This is a genomic window from Pedococcus sp. P1_H8, from assembly GCF_056405175.1.
Genome location: NZ_JBFUCP010000006.1, coordinates 68,525 through 89,656 on the forward strand (window position 1 = coordinate 68,525; position 21,132 = coordinate 89,656).

The 21,132-nt window shown below is 71.0% G+C and carries 23 protein-coding genes; 15 read left to right on the forward strand and 8 right to left on the reverse strand.

Annotation, left to right across the window (positions count from 1 at the left end; genetic code table 11):
- Position 1: 1 nt before the first annotated feature.
- Positions 2-985: a zinc-dependent alcohol dehydrogenase gene (locus AC1DYG_RS10010; protein ID WP_477639717.1), complete on the reverse strand. Its 984-nt coding sequence runs from the start codon at positions 983-985 to the stop codon at positions 2-4.
- Positions 986-1,067: 82 nt separating this feature from the next.
- On the opposite strand from AC1DYG_RS10010, the gene AC1DYG_RS10015 reads away from it, so the two are divergent.
- Together AC1DYG_RS10015 and AC1DYG_RS10020 are read left to right on the forward strand one after the other, a co-directional pair.
- Complete coding sequence (locus AC1DYG_RS10015; protein WP_477639718.1) at positions 1,068-1,817, forward strand: CDP-alcohol phosphatidyltransferase family protein; 750 nt, start codon at positions 1,068-1,070, stop codon at positions 1,815-1,817.
- Positions 1,814-3,472 carry a CDP-alcohol phosphatidyltransferase gene (locus AC1DYG_RS10020; RefSeq protein WP_477639719.1) on the forward strand — a complete coding sequence of 553 codons (1,659 nt, stop codon included), beginning with the start codon at positions 1,814-1,816 and terminating at the stop codon, positions 3,470-3,472. Before AC1DYG_RS10015 ends, AC1DYG_RS10020 begins: the two co-directional genes overlap by 4 nt.
- Here AC1DYG_RS10020 and AC1DYG_RS10025 read toward each other — a convergent pair.
- Together AC1DYG_RS10025 and AC1DYG_RS10030 are read right to left on the reverse strand one after the other, a co-directional pair.
- The gene (locus AC1DYG_RS10025; RefSeq protein WP_477616517.1) at positions 3,469-3,840 is read right to left on the reverse strand and encodes a thioredoxin family protein; all 372 of its coding nucleotides are present in this window, start codon (positions 3,838-3,840) and stop codon (positions 3,469-3,471) included. The genes AC1DYG_RS10020 and AC1DYG_RS10025 overlap by 4 nt on opposite strands.
- A 2-nt stretch (positions 3,841-3,842) precedes the next feature.
- Positions 3,843-4,469: an SIMPL domain-containing protein gene (locus AC1DYG_RS10030; RefSeq protein WP_477639720.1), complete on the reverse strand. Its 627-nt coding sequence runs from the start codon at positions 4,467-4,469 to the stop codon at positions 3,843-3,845.
- A 23-nt stretch (positions 4,470-4,492) separates the two neighbouring features.
- Between AC1DYG_RS10030 and AC1DYG_RS10035 the strand changes: the two genes are divergently transcribed.
- The 9 genes from AC1DYG_RS10035 to AC1DYG_RS10075 all read left to right on the forward strand — a co-directional run bounded on the left by AC1DYG_RS10035 (position 4,493) and on the right by AC1DYG_RS10075 (position 14,129).
- Positions 4,493-5,191, forward strand: coding sequence for a class I SAM-dependent methyltransferase (locus AC1DYG_RS10035; protein ID WP_477639721.1), 699 nt, complete (start codon positions 4,493-4,495; stop codon positions 5,189-5,191).
- Positions 5,191-5,655, forward strand: coding sequence for a hypothetical protein (locus tag AC1DYG_RS10040; protein WP_477639722.1), 465 nt, complete (start codon positions 5,191-5,193; stop codon positions 5,653-5,655). Before AC1DYG_RS10035 ends, AC1DYG_RS10040 begins: the two co-directional genes overlap by 1 nt.
- A gap of 17 nt (positions 5,656-5,672) precedes the next feature.
- On the forward strand, positions 5,673-7,127 hold the full coding sequence (locus AC1DYG_RS10045) for an NAD-dependent malic enzyme (RefSeq protein ID WP_477639723.1): 1,455 nt from the start codon (positions 5,673-5,675) through the stop codon (positions 7,125-7,127).
- Positions 7,120-7,551 carry a VanZ family protein gene (locus AC1DYG_RS10050; RefSeq protein WP_477639724.1) on the forward strand — a complete coding sequence of 144 codons (432 nt, stop codon included), beginning with the start codon at positions 7,120-7,122 and terminating at the stop codon, positions 7,549-7,551. The genes AC1DYG_RS10045 and AC1DYG_RS10050 overlap by 8 nt, the downstream gene beginning before the upstream one ends.
- Positions 7,552-7,766: 215 nt before the next feature.
- Complete coding sequence (locus AC1DYG_RS10055) at positions 7,767-10,103, forward strand: DEAD/DEAH box helicase (protein WP_477639725.1); 2,337 nt, start codon at positions 7,767-7,769, stop codon at positions 10,101-10,103.
- Positions 10,104-10,252: 149 nt separating this feature from the next.
- Positions 10,253-10,810 (forward strand): YqgE/AlgH family protein, encoded by a 558-nt coding sequence (locus AC1DYG_RS10060; RefSeq protein WP_477639726.1) that lies wholly within the window; start codon positions 10,253-10,255, stop codon positions 10,808-10,810.
- Between the two features lie 31 nt (positions 10,811-10,841).
- Complete coding sequence (locus AC1DYG_RS10065) at positions 10,842-11,144, forward strand: DUF3039 domain-containing protein (RefSeq protein ID WP_477639727.1); 303 nt, start codon at positions 10,842-10,844, stop codon at positions 11,142-11,144.
- A gap of 139 nt (positions 11,145-11,283) precedes the next feature.
- Complete coding sequence (locus AC1DYG_RS10070; protein ID WP_477639728.1) at positions 11,284-12,246, forward strand: zinc metalloprotease; 963 nt, start codon at positions 11,284-11,286, stop codon at positions 12,244-12,246.
- Between the two features lie 128 nt (positions 12,247-12,374).
- Positions 12,375-14,129: a DEAD/DEAH box helicase gene (locus tag AC1DYG_RS10075; RefSeq protein ID WP_477639729.1), complete on the forward strand. Its 1,755-nt coding sequence runs from the start codon at positions 12,375-12,377 to the stop codon at positions 14,127-14,129.
- Positions 14,130-14,141: 12 nt separating this feature from the next.
- Here the strand turns inward: AC1DYG_RS10075 and AC1DYG_RS10080 are convergent, their stop codons facing one another.
- From AC1DYG_RS10080 to AC1DYG_RS10100, 5 genes are all read right to left on the reverse strand, one after another.
- On the reverse strand, positions 14,142-14,711 hold the full coding sequence (locus AC1DYG_RS10080) for a dihydrofolate reductase family protein (RefSeq protein WP_477639730.1): 570 nt from the start codon (positions 14,709-14,711) through the stop codon (positions 14,142-14,144).
- A 199-nt stretch (positions 14,712-14,910) separates the two neighbouring features.
- Positions 14,911-15,615 (reverse strand): hypothetical protein, encoded by a 705-nt coding sequence (locus AC1DYG_RS10085; RefSeq protein ID WP_477639731.1) that lies wholly within the window; start codon positions 15,613-15,615, stop codon positions 14,911-14,913.
- Complete coding sequence (locus AC1DYG_RS10090; protein WP_477639732.1) at positions 15,612-18,179, reverse strand: MinD/ParA family ATP-binding protein; 2,568 nt, start codon at positions 18,177-18,179, stop codon at positions 15,612-15,614. The genes AC1DYG_RS10085 and AC1DYG_RS10090 overlap by 4 nt, the downstream gene beginning before the upstream one ends.
- Before the next feature lie 75 nt (positions 18,180-18,254).
- Positions 18,255-18,446 carry a hypothetical protein gene (locus AC1DYG_RS10095; protein WP_477639733.1) on the reverse strand — a complete coding sequence of 64 codons (192 nt, stop codon included), beginning with the start codon at positions 18,444-18,446 and terminating at the stop codon, positions 18,255-18,257.
- Positions 18,447-18,485: 39 nt separating this feature from the next.
- Entirely contained in the window at positions 18,486-18,674 is a 189-nt protein-coding gene (locus AC1DYG_RS10100; protein WP_477639734.1) for a hypothetical protein, read from the reverse strand.
- A 396-nt stretch (positions 18,675-19,070) separates the two neighbouring features.
- Between AC1DYG_RS10100 and AC1DYG_RS10105 the strand changes: the two genes are divergently transcribed.
- The 4 genes from AC1DYG_RS10105 to AC1DYG_RS10120 all read left to right on the forward strand — a co-directional run bounded on the left by AC1DYG_RS10105 (position 19,071) and on the right by AC1DYG_RS10120 (position 21,114).
- The gene (locus AC1DYG_RS10105; protein ID WP_477639735.1) at positions 19,071-19,856 is read left to right on the forward strand and encodes an AfsR/SARP family transcriptional regulator; all 786 of its coding nucleotides are present in this window, start codon (positions 19,071-19,073) and stop codon (positions 19,854-19,856) included.
- Between the two features lie 47 nt (positions 19,857-19,903).
- Positions 19,904-20,296: a DMP19 family protein gene (locus AC1DYG_RS10110; RefSeq protein ID WP_477639736.1), complete on the forward strand. Its 393-nt coding sequence runs from the start codon at positions 19,904-19,906 to the stop codon at positions 20,294-20,296.
- Positions 20,297-20,422: 126 nt separating this feature from the next.
- Complete coding sequence (locus tag AC1DYG_RS10115) at positions 20,423-20,830, forward strand: hypothetical protein (RefSeq protein WP_477639737.1); 408 nt, start codon at positions 20,423-20,425, stop codon at positions 20,828-20,830.
- A 74-nt stretch (positions 20,831-20,904) separates the two neighbouring features.
- Positions 20,905-21,114 (forward strand): dodecin, encoded by a 210-nt coding sequence (locus tag AC1DYG_RS10120; RefSeq protein ID WP_477639738.1) that lies wholly within the window; start codon positions 20,905-20,907, stop codon positions 21,112-21,114.
- The last annotated feature ends 18 nt before the right edge of the window (positions 21,115-21,132 follow it).

Here is a 21,132-nt window from a genome sequence, read left to right on the forward strand (position 1 = left end):
TCTACCCCTGGTCGTAGGTGATGAGGTGACAGATCGCCGGGAGGCTCCCGTCGTGGAGGCGGGCCATGACGGCCGGCAGCTCGTCGAAGGCCGACCTGCCGGTGAGGAGGGCGTCGAAGGCGGAGTCGTGCAAGAGCTCCAGGGCCAGGGCCAGCCGGTCGGCCGGGGAGCGCCGCGTGCGTCGGGCGGGCGAGACCAGGCCGACCTGGCTGGCACGGATGCCCAGCCGGCGTGAGTGGAACGCCGCCCCGAGGGCCACGCGCACCTCACGGTCGCCGTACCAGCTGAGCTCCACCACCTCCCCCTCGGTGGCGAGCAGGTCCAGGGACAGCTGGAGGCCCTCCGAGGTGGCGCTGGTGTGCAGGACCAGGTCGGCACCGCCCTTCTCCACCCCGCCGGGGACGGCGAAGTCGACGCCCAGGGCGGCCGCCACCGCTGCTCGGGACTCGTCCACGTCGACCAGGGTGGTGCGGACACCGGGGATCTGCGCCAGCAGCCGCGCGATGCAGCACCCGACCATGCCCCCACCCACGACGGCCACGCGGTCACCGACCAGGGGAGCGGCGTCCCAGAGGGCGTTGACCGCGGTCTCGACCGTGCCCGCCAGCACAGCACGCTCAGGAGGGATGCCGGGCGGCACGACCGCGACGGCTTCCACCGGGACGACGTACCTCGTCTGGTGGGGGAAGAGGCAGAACACGGTGCTGCCCACCAGGTGGTCCGGGCCGTTCTCGACGACGCCGACGCTCAGGTAGCCGTACTTCACCGGCGCCGGGAAGTCACCTTCCTGGAAGGGAGCCCGCATCGCGGCATACTGACTCTGCGGGACGCGACCCCCGAAGACGAGGGTCTCGGTGCCGCGGCTGATGGCCGAGCACACGGTGCGTACGAGGACCTCCCCGGGTCCGCACGCGGGTAGCGCCGAAGGCCGGATCTCACCGACCCCGGGTTCGGCCAGCCAGTACGCGCGGGCGGCGGCGGACACGAACCCACCCTAGCCATCGCCCGTGAACGCGGGCGCCCACTGAGTCGTCCTAGAGGTCAGACGCTGCGACAGAGGAGGTGCGGTGCGCGCGTTCCGAGCCCTCCCTGTGCACAGCGTGCGCAACGTCGTCGCCCAGCTGGTGCTGCTCGGCGTCCTCGACGTCGCGGCCGGCGTCGGCCGAGCAGGGTTGGCGACCAGTGTCACCTGCGCCGTGGTCGGCTGGACGCTGCTGACCCGCGGCCTCGCGGCGCACGGGCGACGAGACCTGGGACCTGCGGACCACGTCACGGTCACCCGGGCCACGCTCACGTGCGCCGTGGCGGCGCTGACCGCCCAGTCCCTGCTCGGCCCTGGAAACCGGACCCTGCTCGTGGCGATCGCGGGTCTGGCGCTGGTGCTCGATGCCGTCGACGGGTGGGTGGCCCGGCACACTCGGACGGCGACGCCGCTGGGAGCCCGGATGGACATGGAGGTGGACGCCTTCCTCATCCTCGTCCTCAGCGTGGCTGCCTCGATGGTGATCGGCTGGTGGGTGCTGGTGATCGGCGTCTTCCGCTACGCCCTGCTCGCTGCCACGTGGGTGGCGCCCTGGCTCGGTGCTGCCGTGCCGCCCCGCTTGTCCCGCAAGGCGGTCGCCGCCCTCCAGGGGATCGTCCTGAGCGTGGTCACGGCCCAGGTGCTCCCGCCTGAGCTGTCGGCTGCCGTCGTGGTCATGGCGCTCGCCCTCCTGGCCTGGTCGTTCGGGACCCAGGTCGCCGAGCTGTGGCCGCGACGCGAACCTCGCAGTGGCCGGACGTTCACCCGGGATCCCGTCGTCAGGGCGATCGAGTGAGCCGGGTGCCGTGGCGGCGTCGCCTGCTGCGGCTGGTGGGGACGGCTGCCGCCCTCGCGACCGGCGTCGTCGTGTGGGTGGTGCTCCTCGCGCCGGACGACGCCATCGCGAGACCGGCCGACTGGCTGGGGCGCCTGCCCCTCGAGCCGGTCGTCTTCCTGGCGATCGTGCTCGTGCTGCCCTCGCGCTGGCGAAGCCCAGGGGCCGTGCTCGGTGGCCTGGTGCTGGCCGTCCTGACGGTGGTCAAGCTCCTCGACATCGCGTTCACCTCGGCCCTGAGCCGACCGTTCGACGTCGTGACCGACTGGACCTACCTGCGGGACGCCCACGGCCTCGTCGACGACTCCGCGGGACGGGTCGCGGCCACCGCGGCCGTCATCGGTGCGCTGGTCCTCGTCCTCGGCCTGCTCGCAGGAGTTCCCCTGTCCGCGAGACACGCGGTGCGACATCTCGATGCCCACCTCGACCGGCACCGGGGCGGGTGGACCAAGGGACTCGCCCTCGTGACCGCCGCCTGGCTCGTCGTGGCGATCGGCCACCTCCAGGTCTCTCCGGGCCTGCCCCTCGCGGCCACGCCGTCGGTCGGGCTCGTCACCGACCACGTCCGTCAGGTCCACACGGCAGTGCGCGACCGTGAGGTCTTCGCCCGCGCGGTTGCGCGCGATCCCTTCGCGGCGACACCTGCAGTCGACCTGCTGTCCGGGTTGCGCGGCAAGGACGTCCTCGTGGTCTTCGTGGAGAGCTACGGCGAGGTAGCGGTGACCGGCTCGCCGGAGTCGGCCGCCGTGTCGTCGACGCTGGACCAGGGCACGAGCCTGCTGCGTGCCGCCGGCTACTCCACGCGGAGCGCCTGGCTCGACTCACCGACGTTCGGGGGCACGAGCTGGCTGGCCCACTCCACCCTCCAGTCAGGTGTCTGGGTCGACAGCCAGCGGCGCTACGACCAGCTCGTCGCCACGGACCGGCTCACCCTGAGCGGCGCCTTCAAGCGCGCGGGATGGCGCACGGTCGGCGACGTCCCCTCGAACCGGCGCGACTGGCCGCAGGGCCGGTCCTTCTACCGCTACGACCAGGTCTACGACGCCCGCAACGTGGGGTATGCCGGCCCGGCCTTCGGGTACGCGACGATGCCGGACCAGTACACCCTCAAGGCTTTCGCCGACCGGGAGCTGTCGAGCGGGGCACGCGCCCCGGTGATGGCCGAGATCGACCTCGTGACCAGCCACGTCCCGTGGGCCCCGCTCCCGAGGATGGTCGACTGGTCGTCGATCGGAGACGGCTCGGTGTTCGGCCCCATCCGTGCCGAGGCGCAGACCAAGGCGCAGACCTGGCGGGACCCCGCGTCCGTGCGCGCGGCCTACGCGGAGTCGATCTCCTACTCGCTCGAGAGCCTCGTGTCGTTCGTGCGGACGGTCCACGACGACAACCTCGTCCTCGTGCTGCTCGGCGACCACCAGCCCTCGACCGTGGTCTCGGGACCCGGGGCTAGCCACCGGGTGCCGGTCACCATCGTGGCCCACGACGCGGGCGTGACCCGGCGGATCGGTGGCTGGGACTGGCAGGAAGGCCTGCGCCCCGGTCCGGACGCGCCGACCTGGCGGATGGATGCGTTCCGCGACCGCTTCCTGGCGGCGTTCGGTGGCCGCGCCGACTAGCTCTGGCTGGCCTTCTGGGACTCGATGTCGGCGCGCACGGCGTCCATGTCGAGGCCCTGCACCTTGGCGATGACGTCCTCGAGCATGGGCGCGGGCAGCGCGCCCGCCTGGGCGAAGACGAGGATGCCGTCACGGAAGCCCATGAGCATGGGGATCGAGGTGATGTTCGCGGCGGCCGCGAGGGCCTGCTCGGCCTCGGTGTCGACCTTGCCGAAAACGATGTCGGCGTGCTGCTCGGAGGCCGCCTCGTAGACCGGTCCGAACCGCTTGCACGGCCCGCACCACTCGGCCCAGAAGTCCACCAGGACGGTGCCGCCCTGCAGGATCGTCTTCTCGAAGTTCTCCGCCGTCAGCGTCGTGCTTGCCATCTCTAGGTCCACTCCCACCGGACCGCGACGGTCGCGGTCACCGAGTTCTCGCCCAGCTCGACGGACAGGTCTGCCGCCTTGCCGGCTGCCATCATCGCAAACCGGGGCTGGACTCCACCCCGGTCAACATCGGACAGCCGCTCAACCTTCCCGAGCTCGCGGCCGGCCAGCGCGGCATACTGCTCCGCCTTGGCCCTGGCGTCCGCGAAGGCGGCCTCGCGCGCCTGCGCGAGCAGGGGTGCGGAGTCGGCCAGCTCGAGCCCGATGTGGTCGATGGTGAGGGCGTTGCCGGCGACGCCGGCGAAGGCCTCGACGAGGCTGCCGACGCGGTCCGGGTCACGCACCGTCACCGACAGGCTCTGGTATGCCGTGTAGCCGACGACCGTGACCCCCTCGCGGTCGTGCCGGGGATGGACACCGGTGCCCGTCGTCCGCAGGTCGGCATCCACGACTCCGTGGTCGCGGGCGGCCTGGGCCAGGCCTCGGGCGCGGCTGCCCGCGTCGGCGAGGGCTGACGAGACGTCGTCGCCGTCGCAGCGCACCCCCGCCCTGACACGGACCACGTCGGGCGCCGCGGACGCGGTGCCGGAGCCGGTGACCTCGACGTGGGACCCGCTGTGTCCTGTCATGCGTTCAGCCTAGGCTGGAGCCGATGAGCACTCCTGGAACTTCGACAGATGTGATCCGCCGCTACTGGGACGACTTCGCAGCCGAGTACGACACCTACCCCGACCACGGGCTGCTCGACTCCGACATCCGCGCTGCGTGGAAGGACCTGCTGCGCACCTGGCTGCCCACGACACCCTCGCTGGTGGCCGACCTGGCCTGCGGGACGGGCACCATGAGCGTGCTCATGGCCGAGATGGGCCACCAGGTGCGAGGCATCGACCTGTCGCCGGAGATGGTGCGGCGGGCCGTGGCCAAGGCCGCACCGTTCGGGTCGGCCATCGAGATCGCGGCGGCCGACGCCAGCGAGCCGCCCTTCGAGCCGGGGTCCTTCGACGTCGTGTTCGCCCGGCACATCCTGTGGACGCTTCCGGATCCCACGGAGGCGCTGCGTCGGTGGGCCACGCTGCTGCGACCCGGCGGCCGGCTGGTGCTGGTCGAGGGCCGCTGGGGCCTGGAGGCGGCCGACGACAAGCCGGACCTGCCGTGGCGCGCCGGCGTTCCCTCCGACGAGCTCGCGGCGCTCGTCGGCGAGCTGGTGGGGGAGCCGGTCGTGGTCCAGCTCACCGACACCGTCTTCTGGGGTCGCGAGATCGAGCACGAGCGCTACCTGCTGAGGGCGATGGCCCCGACGGCAGCCCCGACTGCCCCGACAGCCCAAACAGCCCCGACGGCGTCGGCCTGATGCGCGCCCGGGCTCGTCGGGTCACCGTCGTCGGATGGGTGCTCGCCGGACTTGCGGCCCTGATGCTGCCCTGGACGGCATACCTGTTCGTGGCGTTGCCCGGCACCGCGCCGGCGGCGCACTTCGACCTCGCCTGGGGTGGCTTCGACGTGGCGCTGTTGGTGCTTCTGGCGGTGACCGGGTGGGCGGCGGTGCGTCATGCGCGCTGGCTCGGCGCCGTGGCCGGTGCCACTGCTGCGCTGCTGGCGACCGACGCATGGTTCGACGTGGTGACGGCGCCGACGCCGAGCGAGCGGTGGGTCGCCCTGGGGATGGCCGTGGTCGTCGAGCTGCCGTTGGCGGTGGTGTGCGCCTGGCTCGCCGTGAGGGGACAGGAGCTCGTCGAGCAACGTCTGGCCCTCGGCCTGCGGCGGAGGCGGGTCGCTGGCCACGATGCGGCACCGGTTCGGCATACCCCGCGGTAATCGGGAGAATGCCGACCATGAGTGCAGCCCCGTCCGTGTCCAACTCCATCACCGTCCGGTTGACCCTCCCGGCCCGCGCGACCGCGGTCTCCGAGCTCACCGGCGTCATCGAGAAGGGCGGCGGGCTGGTCACCGGCCTCGACGTCACGGCCTCCGGCGCCGACCGGCTGCGCGTGGACGTCACCGCGGCTGCCCGCGACACGACCCACGCCGATGAGCTCGTCGAGGCGATGCGCGGGGTGCACGGCGTCGAGATCGGCAAGGTCTCGGACCGCACGTTCCTCGCCCACCTGGGCGGCAAGCTCAAGATCGAGTCCAAGGTGCCGATCCGCAACCGCGACGACCTCTCACTCATCTACACCCCGGGTGTCGCGCGGGTCTGCCTGGCCATCGCGGAGAACCCCGCCGACGCACGGCGTCTCACCATCAAGCGCAACACGGTGGCCGTGGTCACGGACGGCTCGGCGGTCCTCGGGCTCGGCAACATCGGCCCCCTGGCCGCGCTGCCGGTGATGGAGGGCAAGGCTGCGCTGTTCAAGCGGTTCGCCGACATCGATGCCTTCCCCATCTGCCTCGACACCCAGGACACCGAGGAGATCATCCGCACCGTCAAGGCGATCAGTCCCGTCTTCGCGGGCATCAACCTGGAGGACATCTCGGCGCCGCGCTGCTTCGAGATCGAGGCCCGGCTGCGCGACGAGCTGGACATCCCCGTCTTCCACGACGACCAGCACGGCACCGCCATCGTCACTCTGGCCGCCTTGCGCAACGCACTGCGCGTGGTCGGCAAGGACCTCAGCGAATGCCGCGTGGTCATGTCGGGAGCGGGTGCCGCCGGCACCGCGATCCTCAAGCTGCTGCTCAAGGCCGGTGCCACGGACGTCGTCGTGGCCGACCAGTACGGCGTGCTGCACCCCGACCGTGAGGACATCGCGTCGGGCGAGCACCCCGCCCTCGCGTGGTCGGCCGCGAACACCAACCACCGCGGCGTCTCCGGCACGCTCAAGGACGCGATCGCCGGCGCCGACGTCTTCGTGGGGGTCTCCGCGCCAGGCATCCTCACCGGTGACGACATCGCCACCATGAACGACGGGGCCATCGTCTTCGCGATGGCCAACCCCGAGCCGGAGGTCGACCCCATCGCGGCCGCCCAGTACGCCGCCGTGGTGGCCACCGGCCGCTCCGACTTCGCCAACCAGATCAACAACGTGCTGGTCTTCCCCGGCGTCTTCCGCGGCCTGCTCGACGCAGCCTCCACGTCCATCGACGAGGACGTCATGCTGGCCGCGGCCAAGGCGCTCTCGGAGGTCGTCCACCCCGAGGAGCTCAACGCGGCCTACATCATCCCCAGCGTGTTCCACCCCGACGTCTCCAAGGTCGTGGCTGCGGCGGTCAAGGCAGCGGTGCTCGGCACCACGCCCGAGCAGGTCGTGACCCGGCGGATGGCCGAGGAGCCCGAGCTCATTGGCTAGCGAGTCGCCGGACGACCAGCCTCCGCAGGACTCTTCGCGCCTCGCGCTCAGCGCCACCCCCGGACCCGCGACCATGGTCGTCGGCCCACGTCACCGTGCCGCGGGCGTGGTCTTTGCCGTCCTGTTGGCCGTCCAGGTGGCCGCGCTCTACTGGCCGAGGGTCGACCTCCAGGGCCCGGTGTCGTGGAGCGACAAGGTCGTCCACGGCCTGCTCTTCCTGCTGCCCACGGTGGCGGGGCTGTTGGCCGGCGTGCGACCCGCCTACCTCGTGGGGTTGTTGGCCCTGCACGCACCGGTGAGCGAGCTCGTCCAGCACTACGTCCTCCCGAACCGTTCGGGCGACCCCTGGGACGCCGTCGCGGACCTGTCCGGCGTGGTGGTCGGGGTCACTTCTGTCGTGGTCGGACGGTCCCTTCGGCGCTGATAGACTGCTCTGGCTCAGTTCGGCGGCGCCTGGCAGCGCCATCAGGTGGCATAGGCGCCACAGACGCATTCCCTACTCCGACTGCAGTCCCACCGGATGACAACTGTTGATCCGGTCCAACGGGCCCCACGGGCCTGAGGCTCGTCTTCTTCGTTGCCCTCGCCAGGTCGCTCGAGACGTGTCTACCTCGAGTACCTGAAGTGAGTTGAATATCAGTGCCCAAGAACCTGCGATCCGGCGCGCCCAAAAAGGCCCGGTGGACCCCAGAAAAGAAGGCTGACGCGAAGAAGGGCCCCAAGAAGGCCCACCGTGGCCAGTCCTCCGCCCCCTCCGGTGGCAGCTCGTATGCCGCTCGGCCGGCTCGCGACGGTGACCGTCGCCCGGAGCGCTCGGACCGCGCCGAGCGACCGGCCCGTAGCTTTGACCGCAGTGACCGTCCGGCTCGGACGTTCAACCGTGACGACCGTGCGCCGCGCAGCTACGACCGCAGCGACCGTCCCGCGCGCAGCAACGACCGCGATGACCGTGCGCCGCGCAACTACGACCGCAGCGACCGTCCGGCTCGCACGTTCAACCGTGACGACCGTGCGCCGCGCAGCTACGACCGCGGCGACCGTCCCGCGCGCAGCAACGACCGCGATGACCGCGCTCCCCGTTCCTTCAGCCGCGACGACCGTCCGGCCCGCACCTTCAACCGTGACGACCGGCCGCAGCGCCGCGACTCCACCCGTGACGACCGCCCGGCTCGTCGCAGTGACCGTAGTGCCAGTGACCGTAGTGACAGCCGTGGTCCCCGTCAGTACACCAACCGTGAGGACCACCGAGTGACCAGTTTCAACCGTGACGACCGTCCGGCTCGCAGCTATGACCGCAGCGACCGTCCGGCTCGCAGCAACGACCGCGATGACCGCGCGCCGCGCAGCTATGACCGCAGCGACCGCCCGGCCCGCACCGACGACCGGCCCGCGCGCAGCTATGACCGCAGCGACCGTCCGGCCCGCAGCTACGACCGCAACGACCGCCCGGCCCGCAGCTTCGACCGCAGCGACCGTTCGGCCCGCAGCTACGACCGCAACGACCGTTCGGCCCGCAGCTTCGAGGGTCAGGTCGACCCTGAGGCGGAGCGCATGGAAGCCGACACCTGGGTAAAGGCCACCCGCAAGAGCGTCGACGGCCCCGTGACCGTCGACGCCGACAACGGCTTCGCCGGACTCGGCCTCAGCGAGCGTCTCGTCGAGCGCCTGGCCCGCGACGGCATCACCACGCCGTTCCCGATCCAGTCCGCGACCATCCCGGATGCGCTCGCAGGCATGGACATCCTCGGCCGTGGCCAGACCGGCTCCGGCAAGACGCTGGCCTTCGGCCTGCCGATGCTGTCCCGTCTCGCCGACGGCGACAAGGCTGCCCCCCGTCGTCCGCGCGCCCTGGTGCTCGTGCCGACCCGTGAGCTGGCCATGCAGGTCTCCGACGCGCTCGAGCCGCTCGTGCACGTCCTCGGGCTGAAGCACAAGCTCGTCGCCGGTGGCCTGTCCTACACGACCCAGATCAGCGCCCTGAACCGTGGCGTCGACCTGCTCATCGCCACCCCCGGCCGGCTCAAGGACCTCATCGAGCGCGAGGCCGTCCAGCTGCGCGACATCCAGATCGCCGTCCTCGACGAGGCCGACCACATGGCCGACATGGGCTTCATGCCCGAGGTCACCGCGATCCTCGACCAGATGCCTGCCGGCGGCCAGCGGATGCTCTTCTCGGCCACCCTCGACAAGGGCGTCGACAAGCTCGTGGAGGGCTACCTCACCGACCCGAAGACGCACTCCACCGACGACGCCAAGGCCTCCGTCACCACGATGGAGCACCACGTGCTGCTCATCGACCCGATGCACAAGAAGACGATCACGGCCGAGGTCGCCAACCGTGAGGGCCGCACCGTGGTCTTCGTGCGCACCAAGCTCGGCGCCGACCGCGTGGCCCTCCAGCTGCGCGAGCAGGGTGTCTTCGCCGCGGCGCTGCACGGCGGGCTCAACCAAGGCGCGCGCAACCGCGTCCTCGGCGCCTTCCGTGACGGCAGCCTGCCGGTTCTGGTCGCCACCGATGTCGCCGCCCGCGGCATCCACGTCGACGACGTCTCCGTCGTCCTGCAGGTCGACCCGCCGGCCGACCACAAGGACTACCTGCACCGCTCGGGCCGTACCGCCCGCGCGGGTGACAAGGGCACGGTCGTGACCCTCGCCCTGCCGCACCAGCGTCGCACCATGGAGCGGATGGCCAAGGACGCCGGCATCGACGCCGTCCCGACCAAGGCGATCCCCGGAGACGCTCGCCTCGCGGCGACCGGCGCCGTGACCCCCAGCGGCATCCCGGTGCCCGAGGACAAGGTTCGTCGCGTCCTCGAGGGCAACAAGCGCAGCGGACGCCCGTCCGGCCAGGGCGGCCCCCGTGGCGGCGGCCCCCGTGGCCCGCGCCAGGGTGGCGGCAGCCGCTCCTTCCGTGACGACCGCTCCGGCGGCTCGCGTGGTGACCGCCCCAGCTACTCGCGCGCTGCGCGGGGCTGAACCACCCGGCATACCCGGCACGCGGGTGACGCGCGGTGGCTGACCGTCGCGGCACCTGAGGCCCGCATCACCCAGCACCACCTCAACTGAACGGCCAGAGCCCCGGTCCCCGCGACCGGGGCTCTGGCATGGGCAGGCAGAATGGACCCGTGGAGACCACCGACCTGTCGGGCAACCTGCTCGTCGCGACGCCCCAGATCGTCGACGGGGTGTTCTGCCGCAGCGTCGTCCTCCTCCTGCACCACGACGCGGAGGGCGCGCAGGGCGTGGTGCTCAACCGCCCCATGGATGCGCGCATCGACATCGTGCTGCCCGACTGGCAGGCGTACGCCACCGCGCCCTCGGTGCTGTTCGAGGGCGGGCCGGTCGGTCTCGACAGCGCCCTGGGACTCGTGACGGTGCCCGGTGACGTCGAGCCGCTCGGGGTGAAGCGCCTCTTCGGCGGCCTCGGACTCGTCGACCTGGACACGCCTCCGGCGATCGTGGTGCCGGAAGTGGCCGGCCTGCGGATCTTCGCGGGGTATGCCGGGTGGTCACCGGGGCAGCTCGAGGAAGAAGTCGCGTCGGGCAGCTGGTACGTCGTGGAGTCGGAGGGCCGCGACGCCTTCGACGACGACCCCGAGCAGCTCTGGACCCGGGTCCTGCGTCGCCAACGTGACCACCTGGCGTTCGTGGCGACCTTCCCGACCGACCCCGAGATGAACTGAGCCGCAGCACGACCCGGCATACACTCGGGGGATGAGCGAGCCCCAGATCCCCCTGGACGACCCGCTGGTCCCGCAGGCCCAGCCCTCCACCACGACCGCCGTGCTGGAGCGCGAGCAGGTCGAGGAGCAGCTGCAGGAACCGGGCGACCACGAGCGGTTCTCGCACTACGTCCGCAAGGAGAAGATCCTCGAGAGCGCCTTGTCCGGCGACCCCGTCGTGGCCCTGTGCGGCAAGGTCTGGATCCCCGGACGGGACCCGAAGAAGTTCCCGGTCTGCCCCACCTGCAAGGAGATCTACGAAGGGCTGCGCGCGCCGCAGGACGGCGGCGAGTGAGCCGATGCGCTCGCCGCGTCGACCCAAAGCCTGAACGACTCTTTACCTTCTTGCGTCCCTGAGCAGGGGCGACGCCTCCTAGCGTGCGAGGTCGAGCCACTTCCCAACCCGGGAGGTGGTGACCCGCGAAAGGACGCACATGTTGCTTCGCTCTCGAATCGCGCTGTCCACGCTGGTGTTGGGGGTCGCCGCACTCGGCCTCGGCCAGGGCAGCGCAGTCGCCCAGCCGATGGCCGGCGAATCCACGGTCGCCGCCGACTGCGCCACGCACGCCGACTCGGTCAATGCCGCCAGGAGCGCGCAGGGTGGCAACCGCAAGGACGGCAACGAGCTGTCCGCCGCCCAGACCAAGGCCATGGAGGCGAGCCTCGCGAAGGCCATGGCGGCCAAGGGCTACACCACCGGGGCCAACGGCTCGGCAAAGAGGCCCGGCGGTGGTGGTGCCTTCACGCCCGCCTCGGTCAACGTCTACTTCCACATCATCACCAGCGGCACCACCGGCGACGTCTCCGGTCTGGTCGACGCCCAGCTGAGTGTGCTGAACAGCGCCTACGGCGGCTCTGGCTTCTCGTTCGTCAAGGCCGGGGTGAACAAGACGAACAACGCCAGCTGGTACAACCTCTCCCAGGGCAGCAGCGCCGAGCGGGCCATGAAGACGGCCCTGCGCCAGGGCACCATGGACGATCTCAACGTCTACACGGCGAACCTCTCCGGTGGGCTGCTCGGGTGGGCGACCTTCCCGAAGTCGTCGTATGACGTCATGGACGGCGTCGTCGTCCTCGACCAGAGCCTGAAGGGTGGCAACGCCGCGCCCTACAACCTGGGTGACACCGCGACCCACGAAGCGGGCCACTGGTTCGGGCTCTACCACACGTTCCAGGGTGGCTGCGCGGGTCAGGGCGACTACGTCAGCGACACCGCGGCCGAGGCCTCGCCCGCCTTCGGTTGCCCGACCGGTCGCGACACCTGCACGAGCCAGGCCGGCCTCGACCCGATCAGGAACTTCATGGACTACACGGACGACGCGTGCATGGACAACTTCACGGCCGGCCAGATCGTCCGGGCACAGAACGCCTGGGTGACCTACCGACAGGGGCGCTGACCACGAGGCACTGACTCACCGCGGCGGGCCGCCGACCAGCGACACGCTCTAGCACACCCCCGAGGCCCCGGCTCAGACGCCGGGGCCTCGGCATGTCGTCTGGCGGCAACAGATACCGTGGCCGCCCTATGAGTACCGCCGCCGCCTCGCACCTGTCACCAGCGTTCCCGGAGCGGGCGGCCTGGGGGACGGCCGCCAAGCTGCGCGCCTGGCAGCAGGCCGCGCTCACGGCATACCTGCAGGCGGATCCCCGCGACTTCCTCGCGGTCGCGACGCCCGGCGCGGGCAAGACGACGTACGCGCTCCGCCTGGCCACCGAGCTGCTCGGCCGCGGCACCATCTCGGCTGTGACGATCGTGGCGCCCACCGAGCACCTCAAGACCCAGTGGGCCGACGCCGCCGCCAAGGTCGGCCTCCACATCGACCCGAAGTTCTCCAACTCCTCGGCCCGCCACTCCAGCGAGTACGACGGGGTCGCGCTGACCTATGCGCAGGTGGCCAGCAAGCCGTCGCTGCACCGCACCCGCACCGAGTCCGCCCCCACCTTGGTGATCCTCGACGAGATCCACCACGGCGGCGACGCGCTGTCCTGGGGGGACGCGATCCGTGAGGCGTTCGAGCCCGCCACCCGCAGGCTGGCCCTGACGGGCACGCCGTTCCGCTCGGACACCTCGCCGATCCCGTTCGTGACCTACGCCGAGGACCGTGACGGCATCCGGCGCTCCTCCGCCGACTACACCTACGGGTATGCCGAGGCGTTGCGTGACGGTGTCGTGCGGCCCGTGCTGTTCCTCGCCTACGGCGGCGCGATGCGCTGGCGCACCAAGGCCGGTGACGAGATCGCGGCGCGGCTCGGCGAGATGCTCACCAAGGACTCGATGGCCCAGGCGTGGCGGACCGCGCTGGACCCCAAGGGGGAGTGGATCCCGTCGGTGCTGGCGGCGGCCGACAAGCGGCTGACGGAGGTGCGCCGTGGCGTGCCGGATGCCGGCGGCCTCGTGATCGCGTCCAACCAGACGGCGGCCCGTGCCTACGCGCGGATCCTGGAGTCCTTGACGGGGCAGAAGCCCACCCTGGTGCTCTCCGACGACGCGGGTTCGTCGGCGCGGATCGAGGAGTATGCCGCGAGCGACTCGCGCTGGATGGTGGCCGTCCGCATGGTGTCCGAGGGCGTCGACGTGCCTCGGCTGTGCGTGGGCGTCTACGCCACCTCGACGTCGACCCCGCTGTTCTTCGCCCAGGCTGTCGGGCGGTTCGTGCGTGCCCGGCGCCGTGGCGAGACCGCCTCGGTGTTCCTGCCGTCGGTGCCGGTCATCCTGGAGCACGCGGCCCGGCTCGAGGACGAGCGCGACCACGCCCTCGACCGCGTGACCAAGGAGTCCGACAGCGCCGCGGCGATGTGGGCCGAGGAGGACGCCCTCATCGATGCGGCGAACCGCACTGCGCGGACGCCCGACATCGACGCGATGGCCTTCGAGGCGCTGGAGTCGGACGCGGAGTTCGACCACGTGCTGTTCGACGCCAAGCAGTTCGGGCTGAACGCCATGACGGGCTCGGACGAGGAGCAGGAGTACCTCGGGCTGCCTGGCCTGCTCGAGCCCGACCAGATGGCGGTCCTGCTGCACGAGCGGCAGACGGCCCAGAGCACCCGTCGGCCACGCAAGGTCGAGCAGCCGGTCTCGGCGCACCGGGCGCTGGCCGCGCAGCGACAGGAGCTCAACAAGCTCGTGGCCGCCTATGCCCGCAAGAAGGGCACCCCGCACGGCGTCGTGCACAACGAGCTGCGGCGCGCCTGCGGTGGACCCTCGTTGGACGAAGCCACCTCAGAACAGGTCGTGGCCCGGGTCGAGAAGATCAGGGCCTGGTTCGTCGGCCGCCGCTGACGCACCGCGCTGTCAATCCGTTGCTCGCGTGGGCCGGTATCGCAGGGCGACCGCCCCCGAGCGGAACTCATGGCGATCCACGAGCTCGAGCTGGATGCGCTCGCGCAGACCGGCGAGCAACGTCGGCCCGTGTCCGGCAAGGACCGGCTGCACAAGGAACGCGTACTCGTCGATCAGTCCCAGATCTGCCAACGCCAGGGGGAGCGTCACGCCCCCCACGAACAGGCCCTGGCCCGGCTCCTGCTTGAGCCGCTGAACCGCTTGCCCCAAGTCGCCTCGCACCAGCTCGGCATTCCAGTCGACCCCGCTCAGGGTGCTCGACACGACGTACTTCTTCGTCCGGTCGATGGTCTCGGCGAACGGGATCTCCTTCTCACCCATCCAGTCGGGCCACGTGCCCGTGGCCGGCTGCCGCCACGCCGACTCCATCATCTCGTAGGTCACCCGGCCGAATATCAGGGCATCGGCTCGTTCCATCTCAGCGGTCCAGTAGCGCATCGACTCCTCGTCGGGCGGGAGCCCTGCCTCGTGGTGGCAGCAGCCGTCGAGGGTGACGTTGATCGAGTATCGAAGCGGCCTCATCGCGTTGCCCTCCTTGATGTGCGCAGCGGTTTCACCGAACCGTACTCAGACCACTGTCGGCGCCATTTCTCATCGGCGCCCGATCCCAGCGGTCACGTGGTCCGGCTGACTCGCCACTCATCATCCCTGGCAGGACGGATTGGAACCGGGCGTGCCCCCGGAGGTCACGGCGGCGGGGGCACGCCCGGCGGCTTGACGGTCACACGTCGCTGTCGCCGTAGCGGTCGTTGATCGGATCGGTGTGCCGTGGGTTGTGCCCGTCCTGAAGGCGGCCGGGGCGCCGCTCGAGGTCGTGGTCGCAGCGGACCTTGGGGCGCACGCTCAGCTGCGCCGCGAGGATGGTGGCGACGTCGGACATCATCGACTCCGCCGTGCTCTGGATCTCGGCGACCGGCAGGTCGGACCTGGCCAGTGCCTTGAGCTGGTGGCGCAGGTCGTTCAGCTGCTGTCGCCCGTCGTTGCTGAGGACGAGGCGCCGGTCGCTGGCCAGCACCACCTGGAACGCGACGGCCACCGACTCGCAGCCCGTGCAGTTCTCGTTCATCGCCACCGCGAGGTTGCCGACGTCGAGGACCTGGGGCGCGCCGTCGGCGATGACGACCTGGAAGGACAGCGCCACGGCCCGGCAGCCGTCGCAGGCCGTGTAGGCGACGGCGGCGTTGGTGGCGGTGACGGCCTCGGCCCGGGTCTGGTGGAGGGCCAGTCCGGCCCTTCCCCGTGACCCCTCGGTGGTCAGCTCCACGATGCGCTGGTCGTCGAAGGTGGCAGTCGTGCCTTGTCGTGCCTTGGCGTCAGGGGCTTGCTGGGCCTGGGCGGTGGTGGCCTGGCCCAGGACGAGCGCAAGCGCCACGACACCCCCGGCGGCGACGCGAATGGAACGCCGCCGCGTGCCGTGGAGCCTCACCGCGAACCACCGAGGGGCACGGCCCCGGCTCCGCGCGACTGCCCGAATGCGCCGGCCACGGTGGCCGCGAGCTCGAGGTAGGCGTCGCGTGTCGGCTGGCCGAGGTCGCCCAGGGCTGTGTGCGCACCGGCCTGGAGTACCGGGTCCCACGGGATCCGGATGACGCCCCTGCACCGGGCTGAGAAGTGCTCCTCGATGCGTTCGATCTCGAGCTGCCCCCTGCCGTGGACGGCGTTCACGACCGCGACGGCGCCACTGACCAGCTCACCGTGGTGGTGCTCCTCGAGCCAGTCCAGCGTCATCGCGGCGACCCGGGCGCCGTCGAGGGCCGGGGGCATCACGACCACGAGCTGGTCGGCCTCGGCGAGGATGCCCTGGATGGCACTGTCGAGGATGCCGGTACCGGTGTCGACGATCACGAGGTTGTAGTGGCGGTCGAGGATCTCGATCGCCCGGCGGTAGTCCTCCTCGCCCAGGGCCTGGGTGATCCGGGGGTCGTCGTCGGAGGCCACCACCTCGAGCCTCGTGTCCGCCGCCTGTGACGTGAAGCCGCGCATGTCGGCATACCGGTGGATCCAGTCGCGCTCCGCGAGGAGCGTGGTGACGGTGTTGGTGGTCTCGCGCCGCATGCGGTGGGCGAGACTGCCGGCGTCGGGGTTCGCATCGAGGGCCACGACGCGGTCGCCGCGGTAGCTCGCGAGGGTGTGGCCGAGCATGAGGGCCGTCGTGGTCTTGCCGGCGCCACCCTTGCGGGAGATGACCACGATCCGGCGACACCCCCGGACCGGCGTGCGCACCCGACCCAGGAACTCGAGCTGACGGCGCTCCTCCGGGCTCGGGCCGAGGTTCACGCCGCCCCGGGTCGCGGTGTACACCCCACGACGCCAGCCGCGAGCCGGGGGACGCGACGACGGACGGAGCATCGCCTCCTCGGTGAAGTCGGCTGCCGAGCGGGACACCGCCGCCTCGCGGGCGGACAGGCCGGTGGACGCGGCCGGTTCGGAGAGTTGGGGTTCGGAGAGCTGCGTTTCAGCGAGCAGCGGCTCGGGGTGGCTGGATGCCGAGCTCGCAGGTGCGCGCTCAGCGGCTTCGGTTGAGTCGTTCGACTGCAGCATCGGCAGGACTGGTGCAGGCTTCGATCCGGACATCGTGACCTCCAGTGGACGGTGGCCCGCGCGGTGCGGGCCGTGGACGGTGGGACGGCCGAGGCGGGCGGTGACCCGAGTGGCCAGACGGCGGAGGATCCCGCCGACGAGCAGGGCGAGCCCTGCGAGCGGGAGGGGGAGCAGCACGAGCGACAGGCCGGCCAGGACCACCGCTGCCGGGTCGACGAGCGAGATCCCCTGCACGAGCTGTCGCCACTGCTGCTGCTCGGCCTCCCAGATGGACGCCACCATGGCGGGCGTCTTGTACAGCGTGTACACCAGCGCCCCGACCATGACGGGAACGGCGGTCAGCACCCAGGCCGTGATGACCACCCGGGCGGTTCGGCGCAGCTCGCGCACCCGGGGACCGGCTGTGCGTCCAGGAAGGAGAGCCGCAAGGATCGGCCCGACGCGCCCGAAGAGGTCAGGAACGCCCACCAGGTCGGCCACCACGAAGTAGCCGTCGAGGCGGGCGATCGGCATCAGCTGCTGGAGCAGCTCCACGTGCACCAGCACGATGGCCAGGATCAGCGGTTGGTAGCCCGTCACGGCGAGCAGGGCAGTGAGCAGGCCGATGGTGAGGGCGTTGAAGTAGACGCCGCCGAGATCGGTGCGCAGCCGCCCGACGCGGCCCAGCCGATAGGAGGACGTGACGTCGGTGAAGAAGGCGGGATAGACGAGGTAGACGGCCACGCCGATGGCTCCCGGCTCGGCGCCTCCGCGGTGGCACGCAGCGGCGTGGCCGAACTCGTGGAACAGCGTCGATACCAGCAGGAGCCCCGTCAGACCGAGCAGCAGCACCGGTGTCGTGAGTGCGGCCGCGGTGGCGGCCGACAGGGTGGCGGTGCGCACCAGCCAGATGTCGCCGCCTACGACGGCCGCGAGCGCGATGAGGACCACGACGGGGTGGAACAGTGGCGCCAGGTAGCGGGCGACCACCCGGGTCAGGTGGGCCGGGACGAGGGTGCGCTTCAGGCGCAGCTTGAGAAGAACGTCCGCTCGCGGTGGTTGGGGAGTTGTGGTCGCGGACCTGAAGGCTGGCACGCGGGTCAGGTCGTGCGCCGCGTCGTGCGCCAGGTCGTGCGCCGCGTCGTGCGCCGGCTCGGTTGCCGCCACCCCCATCGGGCGCAGTCGCTCCTCGATCAGGAACTGCAGGCCTTCGAGCGAGAGCGTGCGGCCGTACTCCTCGCTCACGGTCGCGGCGACTCGCTCGGGTTCGGTCCTGGCATCGAGGTGCGCGGCCACCAGGTAGAGGAGCTGGGAAACGTGCAGGACCTGCCCGTCCGAGCGCGCGATCAGGTAGTGCGGTTCGGTGAAGCCGGAGCCCTCGTACTCACCGAGCAGCGTCACGCCGGCGGCTAGCTCTGCCGCCCCGCCGGTCCAGGCCTCCCGTGCCACCGTGCTGGCTCGTTCGGTCATCGTCGTCCTTCCTCGTCCCCTGCCCCCGATGCAGGGCAGGTGGGGGTGCTAGGCGCGCCCCCACCCGCCTGCACTTCAGTGCTGTATCACCACGACGTACTGGTTCGCGTGGGCGACGGCAGCAGATCCGATGGTTGCCGCGTTGACCGCGATTGCAAGGTTGACGGCGGTGACGTTGGCGAAGTTGAACAGTGCGAGCGTCTCCCGGTTCGGGAGCAGTTCGACTGTCGTTGCCTCGAGTTCACACATCGACACGCTCTCGCGCATGGCTGACCTCCTCTCCATCGTTCAGGTCTCAAGGTGTGCTCAGGACTGCGAGACGCCCACGAACTGGTTCGCGGACGCGTGTGCCAGCGACAGGAACGTGTACGTGTTCTGCGAGATGGCCAGGTTGGTGGCCGTAACGTTCGCCCAGTTGGCCCAGGCCAAGGTTTCGCGCGACGGCAGGAGCTCAATCTCCTCGGCGCGCAGTTCCTCGAAGGACAGTGCGGTCATGGTGTTCACCCCCTCTCATGACGTAGTGCCACTGACCATGAAAGAACGCGCACGTCACCGGTTCGTTGGCGCGTCGCCACCCATTTCTCTTGCGGATGTGAGCGGGACGCTGCCGGATCGTCATCGGGGCGTCACGGCCTCCGTCGCAAGCGTCTACGACATCGGTTGTATGCCGGGTGGCCAAGATCGCGCCAGTATTGGTGCGTTCGCCGGACTTTGTCGTTGATCGCGTCGTGATGCGGTCGCCGTCCGGGTCCGGCGGGCCTCCACCAATGGGGTGGGAGTGCAGGGGTAGCTCAGAACGGCCAAACATGCCGAATCGAGCGCAATAACAAGACTGGGTGGGGCGGCCTGGTTCCTGGTCGACCCTGCCCCCCGGCTCCTGGGTGGTGGCTCGTGGCTGGTGCAGTGGTGCAGCAGGACAGCTGGTTCTTGCGACTGTTCGGTGGCTTCGAGCTTCGCGGTCCCGACGGAATCGTCGAGGTCACCCCGGGGGTGCAGCGACTCCTTGCCTTCATTGCCCTGCAAGGAGGTTCGGTCGCGAGGGCGCGCGCCGCGAGCGAGCTCTGGCCCGCCGCGCCAGCCGCGCAAGCCGCCGCCAGCCTGAGGTCCACGGTGTGGCGGGCCCGCCGACTCGGACCCCTCCTCCGGCCCGGCGTGACCACCCTTCGCCTCGGCCCCGACCTCGATGTGGACACCGACCGGCTCGCCGCCGTCCGCCAGGGAGCCGGCGAGCTGCAGGACATGTCGTCCTGGGCGGGCACCTTCCACCTCGAGCTGCTGCCCGACTGGCCGGACGAGTGGGTGACCCTCGAGAGGGAGCGCCTGCGACACCTCGAGCTGCAGGTGCTGGACGACCAGGTGGTGGCCCTGGCCAGTCGTGGCAGGGTGACCGACGCCCTCGACACGGCACTGCGCGCGATCCGGCTCGAGCCGCTGAGGGAGTCGTCGCACCAGGCGCTGATCAGGATCTTCCTCGAGTCGGGCAACAGGTCGGCTGCCCTGTCCCACTACCAGGCCTTCGTCTCGCTCCTGCGCAGCGAGCTCGGCCTGCCACCGGACCCTCGGACGACGGCGCTCGTGCAGCCCCTTCTCAGCACCCGCGCGGCCACGTCGAGGCCGTGGCGCACCGGTCCGGGCCCGCGCGATCGGCGACCGGGACGGCCACCACGCGGACGGTGACGGTGTTCGTCCTGCGCCGGGCAGGGATGAGGTGACATGCTGCCCCCATGGACGAGGCTGACACGATCTGGAACCGCGCGGCACTGGAGGCCGGGGGCCCGACCCCGGGCGTCGGTGACCAGGCGCTCGCTGCTGCGTTGAGGTTGCACAGCTCCGCGATGTCCGGTGGCGTCCTGGACGCCGTCCAGAACATGACCGACGAGGAGCTGGACGCCGCCGAAGCCGGCTACCGGTGGCTGCACGTGCCCGCAGCGTCCGAGGCCATCGCGGCAGTGCGTCGCGAGATCGCAGCCGGAGCGCTCGACGACCACGACCGGGCCAGCGCCCTCGAGCTGTCGTCGGACGACCACTACGACGAGGCCATTGAGGACGACGCAGCCCTCGACAACGCCTTTCGGGCCCGGTTGGGCACCGACCCCGACGCCTTCTCCGCTTTCTAGCCCCAGGTCCTCCGCTCTCCAGCCCCAGGTCCTCGGCCTGGTCCCGCAGCGGCGGGCGGACCCTCCCGAGGCGGGTCGCACGGCGGACGTTGCGTTGTGGTGGGTCTTCACGACAGGCTGGCGGGCGTGGATCTCGTCAACCTCGTCTGGATGCTGACCGCGCTCGCCGCGGTGGTCGTGCTGCTCACCCGCTCGCGGCTCATCGCCACGGAGAAGCAGTCGGGGGTGACCGAGACCCCACGTGGACTGCTGAACACGCACACCTCGCTCGGGGTCGTTGCCCTCGGCGCCTGGATCGCCTGGCTGGTCGGCGCGCCGCGGCTGGTGGGTTGGGTCGCGATGGTCGCGTTCTGGGCGGTGGTCGTGATTGGCCTGCTGGTGCTGGCCCGGTGGGTGCCCACCCGTGGCCGGCATGCCACGGGGGCGACCGACGACGGCTGGGCGCACGGGCCCTGGCTGTCCGCGCTGGGGCACCTCGGCATGCTGCTGGGCATCGCCTTCTTCACCTGGTTCTTCGTGGGCGAGCACCTCTGAGGGTGGTCCCGCGACCCCGGCGCCGCTAGCGTGACGAGGACGGCGACGCTGGGCCGCCGAGGACGGAGCAGGCCATGGCCAACCACGTGTACTCCATCTCCGAGGTCGTCGGCACCTCACCCGACAGCGTCGAGTCCGCGGTCGCGAACGCCGTCACCCAGGCCGCGAAGACGCTGCGCAACCTCGACTGGTTCGAGGTGCAGAGCGTCCGCGGGCAGATCACCGACGGTGCCATCGCCCACTGGCAGGTGACCGTCAAGCTCGGCTTCCGCCTCGACGCCTGAGCCCGGGCCCCTCCCTCC